This is a genomic window from Micromonospora sp. WMMA1998 (assembly GCF_027497375.1).
Classification (GTDB): Bacteria; Actinomycetota; Actinomycetes; order Mycobacteriales; family Micromonosporaceae; genus Micromonospora; species Micromonospora sediminicola.
Map to the genome: position 1 here is coordinate 6061779 of NZ_CP114911.1, position 16303 is coordinate 6078081.

General features: G+C 71.0%; 18 protein-coding genes and 1 pseudogene. 8 read left to right on the top strand and 11 right to left on the bottom strand.

What is annotated here, in order from left to right; all coding sequences use genetic code 11:
- Positions 1-44 precede the first annotated feature (44 nt).
- A complete protein-coding gene (locus O7600_RS28305; protein ID WP_281591405.1) occupies positions 45-659 on the bottom strand; it encodes a hypothetical protein in 615 nt (204 codons plus the stop codon).
- A gap of 318 nt (positions 660-977) precedes the next feature.
- Between O7600_RS28305 and O7600_RS28310 the strand changes: the two genes are divergently transcribed.
- Positions 978-1637 (top strand): DUF6082 family protein, encoded by a 660-nt coding sequence (locus O7600_RS28310; protein ID WP_281591406.1) that lies wholly within the window; start codon positions 978-980, stop codon positions 1635-1637.
- A 92-nt stretch (positions 1638-1729) separates the two neighbouring features.
- Here the strand turns inward: O7600_RS28310 and O7600_RS28315 are convergent, their stop codons facing one another.
- Both O7600_RS28315 and O7600_RS28320 read right to left on the bottom strand, forming a co-directional pair.
- Positions 1730-2161, bottom strand: a complete 432-nt coding sequence (locus O7600_RS28315) for a hypothetical protein (RefSeq protein WP_281591407.1) — start codon at positions 2159-2161, stop codon at positions 1730-1732.
- Positions 2162-2209: 48 nt separating this feature from the next.
- On the bottom strand, positions 2210-2596 hold the full coding sequence (locus O7600_RS28320) for a hypothetical protein (protein WP_281591408.1): 387 nt from the start codon (positions 2594-2596) through the stop codon (positions 2210-2212).
- 115 nt (positions 2597-2711) lie between these two features.
- On the opposite strand from O7600_RS28320, the gene O7600_RS28325 reads away from it, so the two are divergent.
- Positions 2712-3977 (top strand): cellulose binding domain-containing protein, encoded by a 1266-nt coding sequence (locus O7600_RS28325; protein ID WP_281591409.1) that lies wholly within the window; start codon positions 2712-2714, stop codon positions 3975-3977.
- A 104-nt stretch (positions 3978-4081) separates the two neighbouring features.
- Here O7600_RS28325 and O7600_RS28330 read toward each other — a convergent pair whose 3' ends face one another.
- The 3 genes from O7600_RS28330 to O7600_RS28340 all read right to left on the bottom strand — a co-directional run bounded on the left by O7600_RS28330 (position 4082) and on the right by O7600_RS28340 (position 6519).
- The gene (locus O7600_RS28330; protein ID WP_281591410.1) at positions 4082-4729 is read right to left on the bottom strand and encodes a hypothetical protein; all 648 of its coding nucleotides are present in this window, start codon (positions 4727-4729) and stop codon (positions 4082-4084) included.
- A 140-nt stretch (positions 4730-4869) separates the two neighbouring features.
- The gene (locus tag O7600_RS28335; RefSeq protein WP_281591411.1) at positions 4870-5421 is read right to left on the bottom strand and encodes an RNA polymerase sigma factor; all 552 of its coding nucleotides are present in this window, start codon (positions 5419-5421) and stop codon (positions 4870-4872) included.
- A gap of 123 nt (positions 5422-5544) precedes the next feature.
- The gene (locus O7600_RS28340; protein WP_281591412.1) at positions 5545-6519 is read right to left on the bottom strand and encodes a zinc-dependent metalloprotease family protein; all 975 of its coding nucleotides are present in this window, start codon (positions 6517-6519) and stop codon (positions 5545-5547) included.
- Between the two features lie 314 nt (positions 6520-6833).
- On the opposite strand from O7600_RS28340, the gene O7600_RS28345 reads away from it, so the two are divergent.
- The 4 genes and pseudogenes from O7600_RS28345 to O7600_RS28360 form a co-directional block, all read left to right on the top strand.
- Positions 6834-8711, top strand: coding sequence for a BTAD domain-containing putative transcriptional regulator (locus O7600_RS28345; RefSeq protein ID WP_281591413.1), 1878 nt, complete (start codon positions 6834-6836; stop codon positions 8709-8711).
- Positions 8712-8940: 229 nt separating this feature from the next.
- On the top strand, positions 8941-9987 hold the full coding sequence (locus O7600_RS28350) for an IS30 family transposase (protein WP_281588100.1): 1047 nt from the start codon (positions 8941-8943) through the stop codon (positions 9985-9987).
- Between the two features lie 26 nt (positions 9988-10013).
- Positions 10014-10595: a DinB family protein gene (locus O7600_RS28355; protein ID WP_281591414.1), complete on the top strand. Its 582-nt coding sequence runs from the start codon at positions 10014-10016 to the stop codon at positions 10593-10595.
- A pseudogene (locus O7600_RS28360) lies at positions 10579-10929 on the top strand (transposase); the annotation flags it as partial. The gene O7600_RS28355 and the pseudogene O7600_RS28360, both read left to right, overlap by 17 nt.
- A gap of 58 nt (positions 10930-10987) precedes the next feature.
- On the opposite strand, the gene O7600_RS28365 reads toward O7600_RS28360, so the two are convergent.
- Both O7600_RS28365 and O7600_RS28370 read right to left on the bottom strand, forming a co-directional pair.
- A complete protein-coding gene (locus tag O7600_RS28365) occupies positions 10988-11323 on the bottom strand; it encodes a nucleotide pyrophosphohydrolase (protein WP_281591415.1) in 336 nt (111 codons plus the stop codon).
- A 143-nt stretch (positions 11324-11466) separates the two neighbouring features.
- Positions 11467-12762: a cellulose binding domain-containing protein gene (locus O7600_RS28370; protein ID WP_281591416.1), complete on the bottom strand. Its 1296-nt coding sequence runs from the start codon at positions 12760-12762 to the stop codon at positions 11467-11469.
- Between the two features lie 383 nt (positions 12763-13145).
- Here O7600_RS28370 and O7600_RS28375 point away from each other — a divergent pair, with 383 nt between their 5' ends.
- On the top strand, positions 13146-13643 hold the full coding sequence (locus tag O7600_RS28375; RefSeq protein WP_281591417.1) for a YcxB family protein: 498 nt from the start codon (positions 13146-13148) through the stop codon (positions 13641-13643).
- On the opposite strand, the gene O7600_RS28380 is transcribed toward O7600_RS28375, so the two are convergent.
- From O7600_RS28380 to O7600_RS28390, 3 genes are read right to left on the bottom strand one after another with little or no spacing between them, the layout of a single operon-like run.
- Positions 13609-14178, bottom strand: a complete 570-nt coding sequence (locus tag O7600_RS28380; RefSeq protein ID WP_281591418.1) for a hypothetical protein — start codon at positions 14176-14178, stop codon at positions 13609-13611. The genes O7600_RS28375 and O7600_RS28380 overlap by 35 nt on opposite strands.
- A 44-nt stretch (positions 14179-14222) precedes the next feature.
- On the bottom strand, positions 14223-14813 hold the full coding sequence (locus O7600_RS28385; RefSeq protein ID WP_281591419.1) for a DinB family protein: 591 nt from the start codon (positions 14811-14813) through the stop codon (positions 14223-14225).
- 37 nt (positions 14814-14850) lie between these two features.
- Entirely contained in the window at positions 14851-15270 is a 420-nt protein-coding gene (locus tag O7600_RS28390; RefSeq protein WP_281591420.1) for a PPOX class F420-dependent oxidoreductase, read from the bottom strand.
- 418 nt (positions 15271-15688) lie between these two features.
- On the opposite strand from O7600_RS28390, the gene O7600_RS28395 reads away from it, so the two are divergent.
- Entirely contained in the window at positions 15689-16114 is a 426-nt protein-coding gene (locus tag O7600_RS28395; protein WP_281591421.1) for a VOC family protein, read from the top strand.
- The last annotated feature ends 189 nt before the right edge of the window (positions 16115-16303 follow it).

Here is a 16303-nt window from a genome sequence, read left to right on the forward strand (position 1 = left end):
GCGTCGTCCGGAGTGGACGCGGGCGGGAACGTCGGCCGACGTCGTCAGTCGGTCGGGCGGCTCACGATGTCCCGCACGGTGAGGAAGTCGGCGGTGTGGTCGGTCTGGGGCCTCGACGAGGTGAGACTCACCACGCCGACCGTTTCCCGGTCGGCCCAGCCGCACGTGGTCAGGTAACTGCCGTCCTCGGTTCGTCCGCGCCCACAACGCGCCTCACCCCCGAGGGCGCCGGCATCGACGGCGGTGACGTTGGTGATGCGGTACGGCCTGAGCGCCCTTTCCAGGACGCCGGCCGGATCGCCGATCGATCCGGACGCTCCGCTGACGAAGACGATGTCCCCATCGGCCGTGCCGTCCTCGTAGGCCTCGCCGATCGCGCTGGTCGCCTGGCCGACCTCGCGCTTGAGCTGCTCCAACTGCTGGATGGCGGCGCCGTACAGATGCCTGCTTCTCGTCTTGGGGAGACCGAGGAGCGTGGTCGGCGCGGACAGCTTCCGGGAGGGCGGGGCGCTCGCCGAGGCCGGTGGAGGGGAAGTCGACGACGCGGCGTCCGTACCGGGCGCCGGCGACGTGCAGGCGGCGGCCACCAGGAGCACGGCGGCGAGCAGGGAGGCGGTCACGCCGGCGGCGCGCGCCGTCCCGGTTCGGTGAGTCGTCACGACGGGGCCCTCTCGAAAGGTGATCAAGGCGGAGCCTAGACGGGAGGATCGGTCGACATCGGAGCGGTACGGGCCAGCAGGCGGGCAGTCGTCACGGGTCAGCGGGCGAGTGGCACGGGACGGCAGAATTCCGGAATGCGCCGAGACGCCAAGGGCTGGGACCGTGCGGACGGACGCCGTGTCGGCGGTGCCTCGGCGCCAGGTCCGGCGACCGGAGGGGAAAGCCCGGGCCGTCGCCTCGGCCACGCGTCGGCCGCGGTCGTCGCGGTCCTCGTCGTGGTGGGGCTGGTGGTCCTGTCGCCCGTCGCGCTGAGAGCGGTGAGCAGGGGGACGGACGAGGACTGGAGCCGGTTGAGTGACATCGGCCAGACCTACGGGGCCACGTCGGCGGTCCTGTCGGCGCTCGCGCTCGGCGGCGTCGCGGCGTCGCTGCTGCTCCAGGCCCGCCAGGCCAGGGCAGACCGGATCCAGGCCATCCGCGGCTTCCACACCGACCTGATCACGATGCAGCTCGACGACCTGCCGGTCTACCTGCCCTGCTGGGGTCCGCTGGACCTGCCCGACGACACCGCCAAGCGGCAGCACATCTACACCAACCTCCTGGTGCAGTACGCCTGGATGGGCTACGAGATCGGCACCATCCCCGAACCGCTGCTCCGGGACATGCTGGCCGGCATGTTCCGAGGCGACGTCGCTCGGCGCTTCTGGCCGATGGCGCGGGCGTCCTGGGCGGCGGGCACGGCGGGGACGAGACGAGGACGGCGCTTTCTTCTCGTCGTCGACGAGGAGTACGCGAGATCGGCGCCGACCGAACCGACGGCGCGCAGGGCGGTGTCCGACGATCGTCCCGATGCCGTCCGAGGTCCCGCTCCGGTGCTGAGCTACGTCGTCCTCGGCGTGGCGGCGGGTGTCTCGGCGGGGCTGATGTGGCGCCGGCGACGACCAGCCCGTACGCGGGACAATCGGCCGGGTACGTGACGACCGTGACGCTCTCACCGTGGCCATCGCGCCGTGCTCCTCGCCATGGGGTGAGCGGCATCATGGCACGCCGGTCCGACGGAAACGTCCGGTCAGCCACCCGGGCAACGGGTGTCGCCGCCGCTGTGTTCCACGCAGTGCCCCGGCGGGCCGGGCGTCGTCGCCGGGGCCGGATCGAGGTCCCGGCCGGCGAGCACGGCGAACGGTACGGCGGGCACGGCGATCACGACGGTCAGCACCAGGAAGGCGACCGCGGTGCGGACCAGCCGCAGGTGATACGCGACGAGCGCGATGAGGGCCGGCCCGGCGGCCGCCACCAGTGCGCCGACCAGCAGGGCCAGGCTCGCCCGGCGCTGAAGGTCCTGGAACTCGCCGGGCCGGTCGCCGTAGCTGACGCTCCACTGCTCCAGGCCGATGCCCACCCACCACACGGCCGCCGCGATCAGACCGCACACCCAGAGCAGGACCAGGAACGCCACGACCGGACCACCACGTCGGCCCGTGCCGACCGCTTCCGAGGACATGCGGTCCAGCCTGGACGGTCCGGATCCGACGGGCATGAGTCGGCGTACTCAGGACCGCCGGGCGAGGAAGCGCAGATACTCCACCCGGTCGAACGGGTTGCCGTCGGTGCGGGGCCGGCACGGCGGATCGCCGGACACCGGACGATCGCCGCCGGACGTCGACGACCACAGTCCATCCCCGCGGGACAGGTCCGGCAGCCGCCGCTGCGCCTCCGGTTCGAGCCGGGCCGGCAGCACCCCGCCGATCCGCCAGCCGGCCGCGGTCTCCTCGGCGCCGAGCCGACCCAGGTACGACGGCGGTCCACCGAAGTAGCCGACCGCTTGATTAGATAGGCATCGGTCAATAGATTGTGGGTGGGCGCCGCCGAGGCCCGGGTGACCGGGCCGTCGGCGGCTGACAGGTCCACCCGAGCCGGGCACGTCGGTCGTACGCACCGACCAGTCGCCGTGGCGCACCGCCGCGCCGCACCCAGGGCACGTCGTCGCGCCGCGTCCCGCCGGACGCGCGCCGCCGCGCCGCCTCCGCCCGCTCGACGCAGAAGGACTTCCCATGACGATTCTCCGCGCCCGCCCCACCCCGACCCTGGCGGTCGTCGCCGCACTGGCCGCCGCCGTGGCCGCGACCGGAACGGCGGTGCTCACCGGCCCTGCCTCGGCCGCGCAGGGCTGCCGGGTCGACTACACCCCCAACCGGTGGCCCGGCGGATTCACCGCCACCGTCAAGGTCTCCCCGGGCGACACCGCCGTCTCCGGTTGGACCGTCACCTGGACGTACGCCGGGGACGACCGGGTCACCAACGGCTGGAACGCCACGGTCAGCCAGTCCGGCGCCACGGTCACCGCCCGCAACCTGTCGTACAACGGCAGCATCCCGGCCGGCGGCTCCACCGAGTTCGGCGTGCAGGGCACGTACGGCACCGGCGGCGGCACGCCGACCGGATTCAGCCTGAACGGCGTGGCCTGCAACGGCGTCGGGCCCACGCCAACCGGAGTGCCCACCACGACGGTGCCGACCACCGCCCCGCCCACCACGGCCCCGCCCACCAGCGCGCCGCCCACGACGCTCCCGCCCACGACGCTCCCGCCCACGACGCTCCCGCCCACGACCGAGCCGCCCCCGCCGCCGGCCGGGTGCGCCGGGGCGGTGCTCTGCGACGGCTTCGAGGCCCAGACCGGCTCGACGCCGTCCGGCGACTGGACCGTGGTCAACCCGGACTGCTCCGGCGCCGGCACGGCCACCGTCGACACGAGCACCACGCACAGCGGCGGCCGGGCGATCCGGATCACCGGCGCCGCCGGGTACTGCAACCACGTCTTCATCCGGTCGACGCGGAACCTCGCCGGCCTGGGCAGCGTGCGCTACGGCCGGCTCTGGGTCCGGCACACCACCGCCCAACCCACCGACCACACCACGATGATCGCGATGACCGACGCCGCCGACGGCAACAAGGACCTGCGGATGGGCGGCCAGAACGGGGCCCTGCAGTGGAACCGCGCGTCCGACGACGCGACCCTGCCCGAGCAGAGCCCGGCCGGGGTGGCGCAGAGCGTCCCGCTGCCCACCAACCGGTGGGCCTGCGTGGAGTTCATGGTGGACGGCGCGGCCGGGCAGCTCCGTACCTGGCTGGACGGGTCCGCCGTCACCGGGCTGACCGCCGACGGCGTACCGACGCACGACATCGACGGCCAGTGGTACAACCGCACCTGGCGACCGCAGCTCACCGACCTGAAGCTGGGCTGGGAGAGCTACGGCGGCGGGGCCGACACCCTCTGGTACGACGACGTCGCGGTCGGGTCCAGCCGGATCGGCTGCTGACCCCGGAGAGAAACCTTCAGCGGTGAACGGGTCGAGTCACGCTGGAATGGCAGGGGTGGCCCGGCGGGCGGGTCACCCCTGACTCTCCGCCGGCTACCCGTCAGTCAGCGGAAGACCTGTTCCCAGAGTTGTGCGTCAGTCCGGTTGTACCAGCGCGTGAAGCCGCAGGCCCACGCGATCGGATCGCGCAGCCGGGCACTGCCCCAGCGGTCCGCGCCGGAGACGAGGAGCCGCGAGCCGATCGTGTAGCCGGCGCCGGATTCGGAGGCGTGCGTGCCGGGCGGGAACATCGCGATGGTGGCCTGTTCTCCCTGCCCACCCCGATACCAGCGGGTGACGGTGAAGGTCACCGACACGTACGGGTCGGATCCGTCGTCGTCGGCCGGCCGGTCGGCAACGCTGAGCACCGTGCCGTCGAAGGCGAATGTGCGGCCTGCCAGGGTCGTCCGGCTGTACGCCTCAAGGCATGAGGTCGTGACACCAGGCGCGAACGCGTCACCCTGCCGGGCTGGAGCCGGCGTCTGCTGCGCCGATCGGGACGGGGCGGTCGTCGCCAGCGGCGCTCGGCCGTCGGGGCCGGTCAGGCCACTCCACGCGAGCACCCCCACGGACACGACGACAACGCTCGCCGCGACGGCCACCGGGCCGACGAGGCGCCGACCCCGGGAGCGGGGGGCCGGTGGCTGGCCGTCGAGGCTCATCCGGCTGATCTTGTCGAACATGGCCTGCTTGGCGTCGGCGTCGGCGAGCAACGTGGATCGGTCGCCGTCGAGACGGGTCGCCTGTCGGACGTACTCGTCCAGGCGCTCGCGTCTGCGCGTCATCGGAAGCCCTCCTGTCCGCCGAGGGCGGTTGGCCTCGACAGCTGTTCATGTCCGGGCTGGCCGTGGCGTTACATCGGCAAGCCCTCGGAAGCCAGCTCGCGGGCGAACCGGGCCCGGGCCCGGTGCAGGCGTACCCGAGCGGTGGTGGTGGTGCAGTCCAGGACCCGGGCGATCTCGCCCGTGCTCAGACCCTCCGCCGCCACCAACGTCAGCAAGTCACGGTCGTCGGCCTTCAACCGGCCGAAGGCGCGGGCGATGGCGATCCGGGTCCCGGCGATCGCGGAGGCCGGACGGGCATCGTGTCCGTTCTCGGCCACGCCGGCGCGGAGCCGAGCGCCCAGCCGCTCGCGTCGCCGAGCGCCGCGCGCCTGGTTGGCGAGGACGTTACGCGCGATGCCGTAGAGCCAGAGCCGCACGGCGGACCCGTCGGGTGCTTGGTCCTGGCGACGCCAGGCGACGAGGAAGGTCTCGGCCACCACGTCCGCGGCGTCGTCGGGGGACGGCGCACGGCGAAGCGCGTAACTCATGATCAGCTCGTAGTGCGCGGCGTAGAGGCGTTCGAACCCGGCGCGGTCGGGGCGAGGACTGCCGCGGCTGGCCGTGCCATCCGATGCCCGCATGCCTCGCCTCACTTCAGCCTCGCTGGATGCGCCTACTGTGAGATGTCCGGATCCACCGGAAGCGTTACACCCCGCCCCGGGATCGACGTGCGGGCCGGCGTGGCGCCGGCCCGCACGGATCGGTCAGCGGGTGATGGAGTAGAGACCGGCGAGAAGTACGGGATTCTCGCCGCCGATGTCCTCCCGGGTGTTCGCGACGTAGTAGAGCACGTCGTTGCTGAACACGTTGTGACCCAGGCCGAGGGTGTGTCCGACCTCGTGGGTGGCCACGTTGTTGCGGGTGAAGGTCGTGGGCGAGTAATTGTCGTTGAGCTGGATGCGGTGACCGGACTCGGCGAAGGCGCCGCTGGTCGCGCCGGACGGGTAGGCCCGCGTCGCCAGTCCGACCCAGCCGGTGGCGCCGTAGTTGCCGGAGAACACGTCGACGCACCGGGCACCGGCCAGGGACGGGCAGCTGTTCCAGTAGTACCAGCTGTCGATGTTCGCCACCTGGTTCCACTTGGGCACCGCTTTGCTCACCGGCCAGCTGGATCCGGAGTGGTCGTTGAACCGGACGATCGGGTCCTCGTGTCCGTTGTTCCGCCAGAACGACACCGGGCAGGTGACCGTCCGGGCACTACCGTAGGAGCAGGAACTCGGAGCCGCCGTCGAGAAGGCGGACGCTCGGGCCACCCGCACGTCGCCGTGCCCCTGCGCACGCAGGCCGGCTGCCAGCTGGTCCGGCGTGACCCCGGGCGCCGGCAGGTAGGTCTGCACGATCGTGGCGTCCTTGGTGACCCGCACGGTCTCGACGGTGGCATCGACCGCGGGATCGGTCGTCACGACCTGGCCCGTCCGGCCGCGCATCTCGGCGAGTTGCCGTTCGGTGAGCTTTGGGTAGGTGTTCAAGGAGGTCGTCGGGCTCTTCGCCTTGATGCCCGGGTCGGGCGCACCGGGCCAGCTGCCGTCGGACCGCCGGGTCGCCAGATAGTCCGCGTACTGCTGTTCCGGGTCGATCGTCGTGGCCGGTGTGACGGTCGCGGCCGCTCCCGTGGTGGCGTCGGCGTGCGCGGTGCCAGCCATGGCGAGTGACACCAGCACGGCGGTGGCCGCCGCCATGCCGAGGACTCGTCGTGGCCGTGCGGAACCCTGTGCTCTGAGCATCGTTCGTCCCCGTTCCGTAGAGGGTGTGATCGCCGCTTCGGTCTGCTCGGCTGCGGCGAATGCCGAGGGGTGTCCGTCCGGCCCATGTCGTCGGACCGGTCTGGATCCATGGTGGACGGGATGCCTTGACGTCGCCTTGCAGGAGCCTTGCAGGAGTGCGCGCGTGCCTGAACGGTCGGCTAGCCGACGCCGTTCGCCGTCGAAGGGGCCGGACAGCGTCCGACGGGTGTGAAAGTATCGGTGATGGACGATGCGTCACGGGGGTGGGCATGTTCCGGTTACTCGGTCCGTCGGGCCTTCACCTGGCCGACGCCGCGGTCGACCTGGGGTCGACGAAGCAGCGACTCGTGTTGGCGGTTCTCCTGGCCGACGCGGGACGTACGGTCACGGTGGCGAATCTGACGGAGCGGGTCTGGGCCGATGGGGCGCTGCTCGATGCCCGCAATGCCGTCTACACGTATGTGAGTCGGCTCCGGAGGGTGCTGGAACGGGTGGCGGTCGCCGGCGCGGGATCTGCGCTGGTGGTCCGGCGTCCAGGGGGGTATGCGCTCGAGGTGGACCCCGACCTGGTGGATGTGCACCGGTTCCGGCGGCTGGTCGCCGCCGGGATGCGGGACACCTCGGGCCCTGCGGTGCGGGCGACGCTGTTGCGTGAGGCGCTGGATCTGTGGCACGGAACGCCGCTGATCGAGCTTCGCGGTGAGTGGGCGGCGCGGACGCGGTCAGCGTGGTGTCAGCAGCATCTGGAGGCAACAGTGGCATGGGCGAACGCTGAGCTGCGGCTCGGCGTCGGAGCCCCGGTCGTCGGCCCGCTGGTCGAACTGGTCGCACAGCACCCCTTCGACGAACCCCTGCTCGCCGCGCTGATGCGAGCGCTGCACAGCACCGGACGCGGCGGGAAGGCGCTGGACCTCTACGCCCAGGTTCGCCGGCGGCTGCTCGGCGAACTCGGCACCGAGCCGGGCGGTGAACTCCAGGCCGTCCACCTGAGCATCCTGCGGGCAGGTCCGGTCACGACGAGCGCGGCCGGGAGCGATCACCCGACCGCTGCCGGCACCAGACCGGCCCAGATCCCGCCTGCGGTCGCGGCGTTCACCGGCCGGTCGGACAGCCTTGGCCAGTTGAACGCCGTGGCGCTCGCGGCCCGGGATGCGGCGGCCTGCACGGTGGTCGCGGTCGTCGGCACCGCCGGTGTCGGCAAGACGGCGCTCGCTGTGCAGTGGGCGCATCGGGCGGCCGGGCGCTTTCCGGACGGGCAGTTGCACCTGAATCTGCAGGGGTACGCCTCCAGCCGGCCGACGCGCCCGATCGACGCCCTCGGTGAACTGCTGCGGTCGCTCGGTGTGCCGAGCACGAAGGTGCCGGTCGATTTGGCGGAGGCTACGGCGCTCTACCGCTCCGTCCTCGCCGGCCGGCGGGTGCTGGTGCTGCTGGACAATGCCCGGTCGGCCGACCAGGTCCGTCCGCTACTGCCCGGGAGCGCCGGCTGCCTGGTGCTGGTCACCAGCCGTGACCGGCTCGGTGGACTGGTCGCCCGCGACGGTGCCCATCACCTCGCCCTGGATGTGCTGACCAGCGGGGAGGCTCAGGTGCTGCTCGAACGACTGCTGGGCCGGGATCGTGTCCGCGCCGAGGCAGATGCCGCCGCCCAACTCGCCGAGGCCTGCGCCTATCTGCCCCTGGCGATGCGGGTCGCCGCCGCCAAACTGATCTGCCGCCCGAACCTTGGCATCGCCGACCAGGTGGCCCAGCTTCGCGATGGCAACCGGCTCGCCGTCCTCTCGCCGCACGGAGACCGGGAAGCGGCGGTCAGCGGGGCGTTCGATCTGTCCTACCGGTCGGTGTCCGTTGAAGCCCGACGCCTGTTCCGCTTGCTCGGACGAGCGCCGGGCACCGACTTCGCCGCTGCCGTGGCCGCCTCGCTCAGCGCCGCCACCCCGGCGGAGGTTGCACCCTTGCTGGACGAACTGGCTGCGGCCCATCTGATCAACGAACACGTGCCCGACCGGTTCACCTTTCACGAACTGCTCCGGCAGTACGCGAACGACCGTGCCGAGTCGGTCCAGCGGAGGCGGCGTCGAAGGCGGGCGCTTCGCGTGCGCGGACGGCAGACCGTCGACCCGACGCAGGTGCATGCCGGACGATGATCGAAAGAGGGCCGCCGGGCGTGACGGCCGTGCCTCGGTCCGGATCGAACTCTAAGGCGTGTTACGTAAGAGGTTGTCTCACGTGGCAAGTCTCGCGAACTTCTTGTAGCAGATCAGGGCGGTGGCCATGGCCAGGCTCGGCTCTGCCGGTCGTTGCGGACCACGTACGGGATCTTGAGACCACGAGTAGCCCATGGCGGGTTCAACCGGTGGTTGCAACACCCTTCGGATGATCTTCGTTGGGGTGGTTGTGGCGTCGAGGTTGAGCCCGCTGGAGCGGGAGCAGATTGGGTTGGGTCGGGCGGCTGGTGAGTCGTTGCGGTCGATCGCGCGTCGGTTGGGGCGGGCGGTGTCGACTGTCTCGCGGGAGGTGGGCCGGTTCGAGCGTTACGGGCAGCGGTATCAGCCGTCGATGGCGCAGTGGGCGTCGTTTCTGCGGCATAACCGCGCCAAGCGTGTGCCGCGGCTAGCTGTTGACGGGCTGTTGCGTCAGACGGTGCTGGATATGCTGCGTCGACGTCGTTCGCCGCAGCAGATCGCCGCTCGGCTGCGGCTGGAGTACCCGCTGCGGCCGGAGATGCATGTGTCGCACGAGACGATCTATCAGGCGATCTACCTGCAGGCGCGGGGGAATCTGCGTGCCGAGTTGTCCCGTCAGGTGGCCCTGCGGTCTGGGCGGGCGGCGCGTCGGCGCCGGCCGGTGGCCGCGGCGGCGGTTCGCTCCGTGCGGCCGTGGCTCGGGTTGAACATCAGCGCCCGACCCGCTGAGGTCGCCGATCGGGCGGTGCCCGGGCATTGGGAGGGCGACCTGCTCGAGGGAGTACGTCGGGGTGGACGCGGTGGTTCCGCGATCGCGACCCTGGTGGAACGTGCTACCCGGTTCGTGATCCTGGTCGGGCTGCCCGAGGGCAAGGTGTCCGAACACGTCGTGTCTCAGCTGGCTGCGGCGATGACCTGGCTACCGCAGCGGTTGCGGGCCTCGTTGACCTGGGACCAGGGCACAGAGATGGCCCGGCACCGCGACTTCACCATCGCCACCGACTGCCCGGTCTACTTCTGCGACCCACACAGCCCCTGGCAACGCGGCAGCAACGAGAACACCAACGGCTTACTACGCCAGTACTTCCCCAAAGGCCAGTTCGACTTCACCACCATCGACCAAACCGGCCTCAACGCCATCGCCGACGAACTCAACGACCGCCCCCGCATGACCCTGGGCTGGGCCACCCCCGGTGAGAAGATGACCCAGCTACTAGGTGTTGCAACCACCGATTGAGTCCGCCCATGGCAGGCTCATGCCGCATGATCGATGATTTCGCGAAAGCCAACCTGCACGGGAGACTGCGGCGGGACCGCAAGGCGCTGCTCTGGAAACTCGACGGCTTGTCCGAATACGACGCCCGCCGACCTTTGACAGCGACCGGGACCAACCTCCTCGGCCTGGTCAAACACGTGGCCACCGTCGAGGCCAGGTACTTCGGCGAGGTCTTCGACCGCCCTTCCCCGGAATCGCTGCCTCGATGGCAGGACTCCAACGGCAGCGATCTGTGGGCGACCGAGCACGAGACCCGCGATCAGATCATCGCGTTCTACCGGCGTATGTGGGAACACTCGGACGCGACGATCAACGCGCTTCCCCTCGACGCCCCCGGCCACGTGCCGTGGTGGCCGGAGCCTTATGCCGACACGAACCTGTTCGCCGTCATGGTCCATGTCCTCGGCGAATCCATCCGGCATGCCGGGCACGCCGATATCCTGCGCGAGGGCCTCGACGGCCGGACCGGGTTGCGCGCCGAACACGAGAACCAGATCGACGAGGAAGCCCGTGCAGCCTACTGCGCGAAGATCGAGCAGGCCGCCAGGTCGGCTGACGAGGCGGCATGACCTGACCGACGGGCAGTGGGCTGTTCTGGCTCCGCTGTTGCCTGCCGCGCCGAGGACGGGGTCGTCCGCCGAAGTGGGAGAAACGGCAGCTCATCGCGGCGATCCGGTGGCGGATCCGGATCGGTGCGCCGTGGCGTGACGTCCCGGCCGAGTACGCGCCCTGGCCTACCGTCTACGGCCTGTTCCGTCGCTGGCAGCGCGACGGAACCTGGGACAGGATCCTGTCGGCGTTGCAGGCGGCTGGCGATGCGGTGTGCACGACGAGCCTGCCGATCATGCGCTGGGCCGATCGCGCGGCGGGCTGACCACCAATACTCATCTGGCCTGCTTCCAAGCCGACCTGACCATCACGATCATCACCGAGTGGCTCTGACCAGCTTATGAAACACGCCTTAGTCGGATTCGTCCGGTCGACGGTTCCCGAGATGCTCCTCGATTCCGGCGGTCATTCGAGCGAACTCGGCGGCCAGATCGACGCCGTACCGGTCCGCGAGGACGAGGATCGACCACAGGCAGTCGGCCAGTTCGTGCCCGAGCCGTTCACGAGCGTTGGCGATCTCCCGGCGTCCGTCGACAGCCATGACAAGTTTCGCGAGGTCACCGACGTCACCGACGAACCCCAACGCGAGGTCGCCGGTGTTCCACACCGCGCGGCCGGCTGCGATGTTGTGACGATCGTAGGAGTCGGCGATGGCAACGGCCCTCCGCCGCAGGCTTTCAAGATCCATCTGCGCAACCTACAGCGGTTACGCCGGCCGACGTGCTGCTGCCTGCTCAATGCCGACACGGCGGCTCGGTCCGCGTCTTCTGGCCTGCGAAGCGGTAGGTGACCCGTCCCCGGTGCCCGCAGGGCACCGGGGACGGGTCACGTTCAGGGGCTGGTGCAGGTCAGGCCGCTCGGCGCGGTGGCGCCGTCACCGGTGGCGGTGAACCCGAACGTGGTCGAGGCGTTCGGGCCGAGCGTGCCGTTGTAGGGCGCGTTCCGGACGGCGACGGTGCCGGTGGTGCCGGTGTTGACGCCGCTCCAGAGGCTGCTGATGGCCTGGCCGCCGGCCAGGGTCAGCCGGACCGTCCAGCCGTTGAGGGTGGCGGTGCCGGTGTTGGCTACGGTGACCTCGCCCTGGAAGCCGCCCGGCCAGGTGTTGACGCTGCGGTACGTGGCCGCGCAGGGGCCGCCGGTCGGCGGGGGCGTCGTGGGCGGCGTGGTGGTCGGGGGAGTGGTGGTCGGCGGCGTGGTCGTCGGCGGCGTGGTGGTGGGCGGGGTGGTGGACTCGAACTGGGAGAAGAACCGCCAGATCTCCGCCGACGTCCAGGTCCGGGAGTCGTTCGGGCTGGGTGAGCCGTCGACCGGGCTGGGCGTGTGGTCGCCGTCGAAGGCGGCCCACTGCACGGGGTATCCGGCCCGGCAGCCGGCGTAGGTGGTGGTGACGTGGGTGAGGCTGCCGCGGCTCGGCTCGCGCGGGCTCTGCGCGGTGCAGCCGTTGTTGCGGACGAACGTGTCGCGCAGGGACCGGCCCATCGAGATGTTCAGCACGCTGTCGTAGATGCCGTGGATGCCGAAGTAGGCGACCGGCTGGGTGCCGCCGTTGCAGCCGCTGAGGTTGGCGCCGGACAGTACGGTGACCGCGCGGACGACCGTCGGTCGGGCGCAGGCGACCGCGTAGCTCATCGCCCCGCCGTAGCTCCAGCCGAGGGCGAAGCGCTGGGTCGTGTCGACGCAGAGGTCGTTCTCGACCAGGCGGGAGATGTCGTCGAAGAGCGTCAGGTCCCGGCCGTTGGTGTTGGCCCAGCCGTTGTCGATGCCCTGTGGCGCCACGAAGATCGTGCTGTTGTTCGACAGCGGCAGGAGCCCGTAGTAGCCGGCGGAGGCGACGTTGTTCGCCGAGCCGTTCAGCCAGTGGAAACCGAAGATCAGCCGGTAGGGGCGGTTCCGGTCGTACCCGTCCGGGATCCGCAGGATGTAGCTGCGGTTCTGTCCGCCGCTGGTGATGGTACGGGTGCCGTTGGTCAGCGTGGGGGCCTTGCCGCAGCCGGCGGTCGCCGCGAGCGTGCCGTTCGTCGCGGCCTCCGCCGCTTTGCCGAGGCCGCCGCTCAGCGCGCCGGCGGTCGCCGCGAGGAGGACGGCCGCCGCGGCCAGGGATGAGAGGAGCTGTGTACGTTTCACCATTGCTTGCCTCCGTGCCGTGGGGTGGTGTGGTGCCGGCGGTGCGCGCAGGGGTGTCCGTCGCTGCCGGGATCGCCCGCGAGGTGGCGTGGAGGCGTGGGCGTGCGGCCGGGGCCTGACGCGTCCGGCGGCCACCTGTGGCGGTTGGCAACGGCGGATCGGCCCGGACTGGTCACCGGCCGGCCGGTGGGGCGGCGAGAGCAGGTGCCTCGAAGCGCCGTGCCGAGTGGCGGGTGACCGGGAGCGTGCCCTGGCGCTCCCGCGCCAAAAGATAGCAGGTTATCGATAACATACTCAACCGCCCCGACGGCGAGCAGGGCAGGTGTGAGCGATAACAGGTTTCGGCTGGCGGTCGGTTCGGCCCGCCGGGCGGTTATCGTTCGGGCGTGCACATTCGCTTCGACGTCCCGGCCGACCCCGCCTACCCGGGCCGCGTGGCCGCCGTGCTCAGCGGCGTGCGGCTGCGCCGGTTCGGCTGGATCGGCGCCGTGCTGGCGGCGGTCGGGGCGCTCGGTCTCGTCGTCGCCCGGACGTCCGGGTGGGGCGACCGTTTCTCGACGCTCTGGCTGGCGCTGCTCGTCGGCGGCGTGCTGTCGATGCTCTACGCGCCGTGGGTGCGGTGGCGGGCCCGACGCCGCTCCGCCGGCTACGCCGTCGAGGGCGGCTACGACATCACCGACGACAACATCATGATGCGCAGCGGCTCCGAGTCCGGCGGCATCGCCTGGGACGGCGTGGCCCGGGTCGACGAGACGCCGGAGTTCTGGATCGTCTACGTCGGCCGGATGCCGGCGACCGTGATCCCGCGCCGACTGATGTCCGCCGGGGACGACGAGACGTTGCGCGCCTTCATGGCCGGACGAGGGCTGCTCCCGCGCCGGTGAGCGCGGGCGGGCACGGCCGGCGTGCCGGGCGGCCCGTCCCGCCGTAGAGGTGCACGCGGTGGTCGAGGTCGCGCTCCGGCTGGCCCCGCTCGAAGTGGTCGCGGTCCGCCCAGCCGTGGCTGACGTGCACGACCCAGTCCTCGAAGTACCAGCTCGGGCTGCACGAGCAGCCGGTGAACCGGAAGTTGGCCCGGTAGCGGCCCACCTGCCCCGGGGCGAGCGCGAACAGGTGGGTCGACGCGCGGGGGTGCGGGTAGGCCGCCCAGGTGGGCAGCCGGTCGACGCCGACCGTCACCTCCCGGCGGCTGAGCCACAGACCGACGGCGTGCGCGCGACCCGGGCTGCCGGCCAGCACCTCGTGCCGGGGCGCGTAGCCATCGGCCTCGTCGACCAGGACGTCGTGGATCACCACCTCGGCCTCCGGCAGCTCCCGGGGCAGTGCCACCGGCTGGTTGAGGCCGCGTCGGGCGTTCGCGGCCGGCGCGCCGCCCGCCGCGGCCGGCCACCGGACCCGAACCCGCTGGATGAGGATCACCCCGCCAGAGTGAACCAGCCCCGCCGGGCACGCCAGCCGATTTCCTAGGCGAACCGGTCCGCCAGCGTGGTCAACCTGCCGACGTACGCGGGCCAGTCGTACTCGTCGGGGACGTTGGTGTTGGTCCGCCGCAGGCCGATCGTCGTGTCGAGCTGCTCGCGCAGGATGTCGGCGTGACCGGCGTGCCGGGCGAGGTCCACGGTCACGTGGACGATGATCCGGTGCAGCGTCACGGCCTGCCGACCGGGTCGCCACCACGGCACCTGCCCCGGCGCGTCGAGCGGGAGCTGGTCGATCGTCTGGTCGGCGAACGCCGCGACTCGGCGGTACAGGTCGATCAGGCCGTCCTTGGTCTCGTCCTCCCGCGCGTACCAGTCGGCCTGCGGGTCCTTGTCGAACTCCGCCATCGGGACCAGCTCGCCCGAGGTGGGGAACTCCCGGCCGAAGGTCGGCCCGAAGTAGCCGGCCTCGACGTTGAGGCAGTGCTTCACGATGCCCAGCAGGTTGTTGCCGGTCGCGGTGCGGGGGAGCCGGACGTCGCGTTCGCTCAGCCCGTCGAGCTTCCAGATCAGGTCCTCGCGGGTCTCCCGCAGGTAGAAGTGCAGTGCGTTCTTCACGTCGTCCAGGTCAGCCATGCCCGCCAGTCTCGCGTACGGGTCGGACACCGTCGGGTCAGCCCACCTGGCTGTTGTCCTTCAGCTCACCCCACCCGTGCCAGCGGTCGACCTCGATCATGGCGGTGACCCGCGCCCGCTCGCGACGCGGGTAGGGGTTTCCGGTGTAGTGCCGGGCGAGCCGGTCGATATCCGACAGGTCCTCGTCGTCGCGCAACTCGGCCACGTGCCCGAGGATGCTCAGGTGGGTGTACCAGCCCTGCTCGTCCAGCACGGTCAGGGTGACCCGGGGATCGTTGCGCAGGTGGCTCAGCCGGCGGCGGCCCTCGTCCATGTTCACCAGGACCCGGCCGTCGTCCCACAGGTACCAGGTGGCCGCGGAGACCGGTTGACCGTCGGGCCGCAGCGTGGCGATGACCGCGGGGTTCGGCTTGCGCAGCATGGCGACGGCGGGCTCGGGCAGCGGCGGCTTCGACATGGCTCTCCTCTTCGCGACGGCTGTCCTCGCACTGTACGTACCGATCGGGCCTGCCGCCGGGGATGCGCGTCGACCGGCGGTGGTGGGACCGCCGGTCCCGGGATGCGCGCGGCCTGGTTGTGCCGGCGGGCGGCGGGCGCCGTACGAGGTGCGGCCGGGGACGACGAGACGTTGCGCGCCTTCATGGCCGGGAAGGGTCTGCTGCGGTCTCGGTAGAGCTGGCACTCCGGCGCTTGTCTTCTTCCTCGGCAGGTAAGCCGCGGGTAAGTCCGACGCCGAGCATGGGAACGCGAACGACGACGGGCTCCGCCTCGTTCGCGACCGGTGTGAACCGTCCTGCCGATGAAGCGTCAATGGATCTCCGTCCATCGCGGCATGCGTGACGGAGTCAGCACGGTAGAGCTACAAGGAGGACCTGATGTCTCATCTTGATCTTGTCACGCTCCTGGTGGACGACCTCGACCGCACCAAGGCCTTCTACATCGACCTGCTGGGTTTCGAGGAGGTGCCCGAGTTCTCCCGAGGGAGCAGCTTCTCCTGGCTGCGCTCGAAGAAGCGAAGCGCGAGCATCGCGTTGTTCAACGCCGCCGAGAAGGCCGGACGTCCCACCGTCGCGCACATCCCCAACGAGAGTGGCGGCGTCATGCTCGGCTTCGAGGTCGAGGACGCGGACGCGGTCTACCAGGAGTGGAAGGCGCGAGGCGACATTCCCCTGCGCACCGACGTCTTCGACATGGGCAAGGGCAGGACCTTCGGCTCGATGGACCCGTCGGGCAACTTCATCCAGGTGTTCGACGTCTACCCGCACTTCCGGGAGATTCAGCGTCGGATCGGGATGGACTGACGGAGTGAGCCGCCACCGCTGACCGAGAGGCGTCCCGGGCCGGGAAACCGGCCGGCCTGGGTGCGGTTCCTCCCGATCCCCGCCGGCCCGCGTGACGCGGGCCGGCTTTCGTGTGTCCGGCCTCGACGGATGGCCGCCCGAGCATGCAATTCGGATGATTGTCCGCCACATATACACAATGTCGCGAGC

Excerpts from the sequence above, each read along its gene's own strand:
- O7600_RS28355 (WP_281591414.1), top strand. The coding sequence starts at position 10,014 with ATGATCGATGATTTCGCGAAAGCCAACCTGCACGGGAGACTGCGGCGG.
- O7600_RS28395 (WP_281591421.1), top strand. The coding sequence starts at position 15,689 with ATGTCTCATCTTGATCTTGTCACGCTCCTGGTGGACGACCTCGACCGC.
- O7600_RS28325 (WP_281591409.1), top strand. The coding sequence starts at position 2,712 with ATGACGATTCTCCGCGCCCGCCCCACCCCGACCCTGGCGGTCGTCGCC.
- O7600_RS28365 (WP_281591415.1), bottom strand. The coding sequence starts at position 11,323 with ATGGATCTTGAAAGCCTGCGGCGGAGGGCCGTTGCCATCGCCGACTCC.
- O7600_RS28385 (WP_281591419.1), bottom strand. The coding sequence starts at position 14,813 with ATGGCTGACCTGGACGACGTGAAGAACGCACTGCACTTCTACCTGCGG.
- O7600_RS28340 (WP_281591412.1), bottom strand. The coding sequence starts at position 6,519 with ATGGCGGCGGCCACCGCCGTGCTGGTGTCACTCGCCATGGCTGGCACC.
- O7600_RS28350 (WP_281588100.1), top strand. The coding sequence starts at position 8,941 with ATGATCTTCGTTGGGGTGGTTGTGGCGTCGAGGTTGAGCCCGCTGGAG.
- O7600_RS28345 (WP_281591413.1), top strand. The coding sequence starts at position 6,834 with ATGTTCCGGTTACTCGGTCCGTCGGGCCTTCACCTGGCCGACGCCGCG.
- O7600_RS28390 (WP_281591420.1), bottom strand. The coding sequence starts at position 15,270 with ATGTCGAAGCCGCCGCTGCCCGAGCCCGCCGTCGCCATGCTGCGCAAG.
- O7600_RS28315 (WP_281591407.1), bottom strand. The coding sequence starts at position 2,161 with ATGTCCTCGGAAGCGGTCGGCACGGGCCGACGTGGTGGTCCGGTCGTG.
- O7600_RS28335 (WP_281591411.1), bottom strand. The coding sequence starts at position 5,421 with ATGCGGGCATCGGATGGCACGGCCAGCCGCGGCAGTCCTCGCCCCGAC.
- O7600_RS28370 (WP_281591416.1), bottom strand. The coding sequence starts at position 12,762 with ATGGTGAAACGTACACAGCTCCTCTCATCCCTGGCCGCGGCGGCCGTC.